Genomic DNA, 4925 nt, shown 5'->3' on the forward strand with positions numbered 1-4925 from the left:
GTGCGCAACTGCAACTGCTACAAAAATGGTTCGGCCGCCTCGAAGCCCGCGACTTGGTGCTGGCCCTGGTGGGCGGTGGCGGCACGGTGTTGTTGCTGATTGCCCTGTGGTTGTTCAAGCCGTGGCGGCGTGAGCGCGATGTGCAGCAACGGCTTTACCTGCGTTTTGAACGGCTGCTAGCCCGCCATGGTGTGCGCCGCCAGCCAGGGGAGGGGGCGCGGGCGTTTGCGCAGCGCGCCGAGCTGGCGTTACCGGCGCAGCTGGGGCACATTCGTGCCTTTGCTGATTCCTTTGAGGCGCAGCGCTACGGCGGTGCGCCAGCCTCGCCCCAGCAGTTGCAGCGTGAACTGCGCGCACTGCGGCGGGCCTTGCCTTTGCGCCTGTTGCTGCGCGATTGATTGCTAAGGGTTTTACCCATGTCTGAGTTTGTTGATGCCCTGGTTGCCCGGGTGCTACTGCTGGAAATCAACCTATTGGCCAGCCGTGAACGCCTGGCGGCCAACACCGACGCTGAAGCGCTGCACGATGTGCGCATCGCCTTACGTAAACTGCGCAGCCTGCTGCGGCCGTTTCGCAAGCTGATTGAGCATGACCCACTGGTAAACGCCGCTGCGGCCTTGGGTCGTATCAGCAGCCCGGTGCGTGACAGTGAAGTGCTGCTCGCCGAACTGCATCGACATGCCGGTATGGAGCCGGTGATCGCCAGGCGTCAGCGCGAGCTGCCCAAGCAGTACCAGGCCTTGCTCGGCAGCGCCGAAGCCTTGCGTGTGCAGCGCGCGTTGGACCTGTGGCCGGGTTTTTTCCGGCAGTCGATGCACGATGCGGCGCCCGAGCATTTAAAAGCCTACGTGACGAAACAACTGGCCAAAGAAAGCCAGCGCCTGAGCGAGGCCATGGCCGACCCTGAACACGATCGCCATCGCCTGCGCATTCTGATCAAACGGGTGCGCTATTGCGCCGACACCTATCCGCAGCTAGTCAACCTGCCCAGCAAACACATCAAAGCCCTCAGGCAAGCGCAAAACGCCCTTGGCGCCTGGCACGACCGCTTGCAATGGCTGGCGCGCGCCGAGCAAGAGGCGGAATTAGCGCCATTGGTAGGGCAGTGGCAGCAGGAATTAGCGCAAGCGGAGCAACGTTCTGACGTGGCGTTGGAACGCCTGGCGGCGACCTCGACGGTTTGAATTGTGGGGTGGGCACGCCAACGTCATCGCCGCGAAGGCGGGGATCCAGGTTGTTGGCAGGGCCGCCATGGCCTGTTCGATTCTGGGCCCGCCTGCGCGGGGGCGACGCTGCGTTATATCCGCTAGGCCGCCCGTTGGCTTGCGCACAATGGTATGAAGGTCCAAATCCCCCGGCCAATTGGCTAAACCGGCACGTTCCGGCGCTTCCGTCCTGTCGCCCACTTCCCCTACCATCAGCTACGCATTTTTCCGTCTGAGATTTCTATGACCTTTTCCGAATTGATCAACGCTGTGCGCAGCAACCCTCAAGCCGTGGTGGTGCCTGCTGAATGGGGCCAGGGCCGCGCAGGTTTTGGCGGGCTGGCGGCGATGTTGGTGTATGAGGCCATGCGCGCCGTGGTGCCGGTAGATCGGCCGGTGCGTTCGTTGGCGATTACCTTTGTTGGCCCGTTGGCGGTCGACACGCCCGTGAGCCTGGAAGCCGAAGTGCTGCGCGAAGGCAAAGCGGTTAGCCAAGTGCTAGGGCGAGCCGTGCAGAACGGCCAGGTGGTGACCATCGTACAGGGCAGTTTTGGTGCGGGCCGTGAGTCGGTAATCAGCGTGCCGGCCGAACCAGCACCAACGATGAAGGCGGTGGAGGAGTGCCCGGAGTTACCCTACCTAAAAGGCGTCACCCCGGAATTCACCCGCTACCTGGCCATGCGCTGGGCCATTGGCGGCATGCCGTTTAGCAACACACCGTCGCGGGAAATGGGCGGCTATGTGCGCCTGCGTGGCGAAGAGCAGGTGAGTGCGGTCACCGAAGCGCACCTGTTGGCGCTGGTGGATGCCTGGCCGCCAGCCGTGCTGCCGTACCTAAAGAGCCCGGCGCCGGGTAGCTCGCTAACCTGGACCATCGAGTTCGTGCAACCCGTGCCGACGCTGACCACCGAAGACTGGTGCCACTACCGCGCCCAAATCGAATACGCCCGTGATGGCTACGGGCATATTGCCGCGCAGCTATGGACGCCCGCCGGAGAGCTGGTGGCGCTGAGCCGGCAGACCGTGACCGTGTTCGGTTAACCCTGCTCCTGCAGGGGTTTACCGATACCCATGGCAACCCTGCCAACTCACGCCACTCCCTTGCGTTGCCTTCACCACCCAAGGCACCGCCACCGGCGCTTTGCTGTGGATGTCATGGAACAAAATCACCCCATGGCGCCACAGCAGCATCAGGGTTAGCACACGCTGCCCAGCGGCATCGGTGCTGACTTTGCTGCTCCAGTCCTGCGAGTCGATATTCCACAACCCCACCTGCAAGCCCTGTTGTTTAAAAAACTCGCCGCTATCGGGTTTACGTTGCGCGTAGGGCGGGCGGAACCAGCCGACGTAGTTGTCGGGCAGGGTTTGCTGCACCAGGGCTTGGGAGCGCGTCACCGAGCTTTGCCAGTCGGCCCATTGCCCGTGGGATTTATGTTCCCAGCCGTGCAGCCCCACGCATTGGTCGGCGTACAAACTGCGCATCGCCTGCGCCGAGCTGTGCTGCAAGCGCGCCTGAAAGTTAGTGCCCAGCACATAAAAAATACCGCTGAGTTTTTGCTCGGCCAGCACCGCCATCAGCTTTTCGCTGTTACCGACGTTGGGCGTGGGGCCGTCGTCGAAGGTCAGTAAAAACTGCCGATCGGCCATTTCGTCGCCCGTGCGCTCCAGCGCGGAGAACACAGCAATTTCACTGCTGATAGCGGGGAACAACGCCGCCAGGCGCAACTGCTCGTTCAGGTAGCTGCGGTGGAACGCTTCACTGGCCGTGGCCCACGCCGCGTAGGTGGGCGGCACCACCAACTCGCTGGCCTGCTGACGCAACGTGCCCAGGTCGCGGATCGCCGGGCAAAACGCCGACTCCGCCGCACAGCTCGCCGAAGCCAGCTGATAGTTCTTCAACAGCTCCAGCCAAAAGCGCTGACGTACCGCCTCCAGGGACACCAGATTGACCTGCTTGACCCCCAACTGCTCTTTAAGCGCGGGCTCGGCCAAGCCTTCGCTGGCCAGCAGGGTTTTGCCAAACATCAACATTTCTGCCCGCGAGGCCGTGTCGAACGCCGATGTGCTGTTCAGCGGCTGCGTCCAACCGGAGCGGTCCATCGTTGCCATACGCTGCGGCCCGGCCGCCTGCGCGGTGCTCGCCAGCAGGGCAACTGCCACCCACAAAAACCGCCTAACCATGCTGCACTCCCCAAACAACAACGCGCCTAAAAAGGCGCGCTGTGTAACTCAATAGATAAACGTGCGGTTATTGGCTAAGGCGTTCGATTGCCTTGTCGTACACCGGGTTGGCCTTTTGTTCTTTGGCCAACTTGTATTGCGCCAGGGCGTCGTCCTTTTGTCCTGCGGCTTCATAAATACGCGCGATGTTGTAATACGAACTCGCCCGCACAGTCGGCGCCGTTGCGCCGCTGGCCAAGGCCAACGCCTTACGGTTAGCCCAGATGGCTTCGGCGGTGCGGCCAGCCTTCTGATAGGCCAAGCCGAGGTTGCTATAGGCCTGACCAAACGCGCCGTTTAGCTCAATGGCCTGCAGGAAATACTCAATGGCCTGGTCCAGCTTGTTGTCGTGGTACGCCGCTTCACCCTTAGTGTTCAGCGCCTTGGCCGAAGCCTGCGCGCCGGGGCTGGCGGTTTGCTCGGTAATCACCTGGCTATCGTCTTGCAACGGCTTCAACAAACGGCCGAGTTGGGCGCTTTCCACCGTCACGCCGTCAAACGTATTGATGTCCTGAAACTCGCCAGCGCCGGTAATGCGGAACACCGTCCACAGGTTGCCGACCTTATTCTTCGGCACGTAATAGGTGCGCACCAACGACTGCCCCACATACACAAACACCTTGGCCTGGCTGTTGCTCAGGTCGCGGCCCTGCGGGTTGTTGCTGTTGGTGTAGTCATGCACGGCATACACATAGGTCTCACCAAAACGCTTCTTCTCCAGCGTCACGGTTTCCGGGCCAAAGCTGTCCGTGTCATCCACATCCAGGTTGGCGCTCAGGCCCTGTTTAGCCTCGAAATAAATATGGTTGCCGGGGTAAGCAATGTGCGAATCCAAGTCATCGGGGGTTCTGCCCCACGTGAGCACCACACGCATACCGTCCAGGCTCTCCATCACCGGGCTGATGGCATAGGTCAGGCCCTTGCACGGGCACTTGCTCACCAGATTGGAATAGCCGTCTTTTTTGATGATTAGCAGGCTGTCGCCATCATCAGCAAAGTCGCTGGTCAGCGTAACCTGGCCCTGGGCATCGGTAGTGCCCACCACCGTTTGCGCGCCGTTCTTCTGCAACAGCACCTGGGCACCGGCGATTTTCTGGTTCTTCACCACCGCACTCAGCACTTCAATCGGCAACTGCTCAGCCTGGGCCAAAACGGCCACCGAACTCAGCAAAAGGCTAGCGGTACAACGCAAAAGGGACGCACGCATGGCGACCTCCATGTCAGGGGTAAGAAGGCTCTGCCGCGCAGTAAAAAGGCGGCCGGGAGCGGGCGCCACTATAGCGGAAGGGAAGGGCGTGGCGACATGGGAGCGTGGGGATATAAAGGTGGTGGGAATCACAGGTTTGGTTAACGGGGTGGCAGCAAATGAAGGCACTTAAAGCCGCAGCCCGAAAATGACAACCTTCTCCCCAACAACCCCGTCGTTCCCGCGTAGGCGGGAATCCAGAGTGGCGAGGGGGACGACACTTCAAACCAACTCATGTCTCCCCCCCTCTAACC

The 4925-nt window shown here is 61.4% G+C and carries 5 protein-coding genes; 3 read left to right on the forward strand and 2 right to left on the reverse strand.

Annotated features, from left to right (window positions below):
* From AAAB16_RS09225 to AAAB16_RS09235, 3 genes are all read left to right on the forward strand, one after another.
* Positions 1–398, forward strand: a 398-nt coding sequence (locus AAAB16_RS09225) for a DUF4129 domain-containing protein (protein ID WP_340663069.1), incomplete at its 5' end; no start/stop codon positions are given.
* 18 nt (positions 399–416) lie between these two features.
* Positions 417–1184 (forward strand): CHAD domain-containing protein, encoded by a 768-nt coding sequence (locus tag AAAB16_RS09230; protein ID WP_340663070.1) that lies wholly within the window; start codon positions 417–419, stop codon positions 1182–1184.
* Positions 1185–1448: 264 nt separating this feature from the next.
* Entirely contained in the window at positions 1449–2246 is a 798-nt protein-coding gene (locus tag AAAB16_RS09235; RefSeq protein WP_340663071.1) for a thioesterase family protein, read from the forward strand.
* Between the two features lie 18 nt (positions 2247–2264).
* Here AAAB16_RS09235 and AAAB16_RS09240 read toward each other — a convergent pair whose 3' ends face one another.
* The gene (locus AAAB16_RS09240) at positions 2265–3386 is read right to left on the reverse strand and encodes a polysaccharide deacetylase family protein (protein ID WP_340663072.1); all 1122 of its coding nucleotides are present in this window, start codon (positions 3384–3386) and stop codon (positions 2265–2267) included.
* A 67-nt stretch (positions 3387–3453) separates the two neighbouring features.
* A complete protein-coding gene (locus AAAB16_RS09245; protein WP_340663073.1) occupies positions 3454–4632 on the reverse strand; it encodes a tetratricopeptide repeat protein in 1179 nt (392 codons plus the stop codon).
* Positions 4633–4925 lie beyond the last annotated feature (293 nt).

Origin of the sequence: Pseudomonas sp. (assembly GCF_037994325.1) — a bacterium.
Taxonomy (GTDB): Bacteria; Pseudomonadota; Gammaproteobacteria; order Pseudomonadales; family Pseudomonadaceae; genus Aquipseudomonas.

Bases quoted from the DNA above. Each gene is read 5' to 3' on its own strand.
- AAAB16_RS09235 (WP_340663071.1), top strand. From the start codon at position 1,449: ATGACCTTTTCCGAATTGATCAACGCTGTGCGCAGCAACCCTCAAGCC.
- AAAB16_RS09240 (WP_340663072.1), bottom strand. From the start codon at position 3,386: ATGGTTAGGCGGTTTTTGTGGGTGGCAGTTGCCCTGCTGGCGAGCACC.
- AAAB16_RS09230 (WP_340663070.1), top strand. From the start codon at position 417: ATGTCTGAGTTTGTTGATGCCCTGGTTGCCCGGGTGCTACTGCTGGAA.
- AAAB16_RS09245 (WP_340663073.1), bottom strand. From the start codon at position 4,632: ATGCGTGCGTCCCTTTTGCGTTGTACCGCTAGCCTTTTGCTGAGTTCG.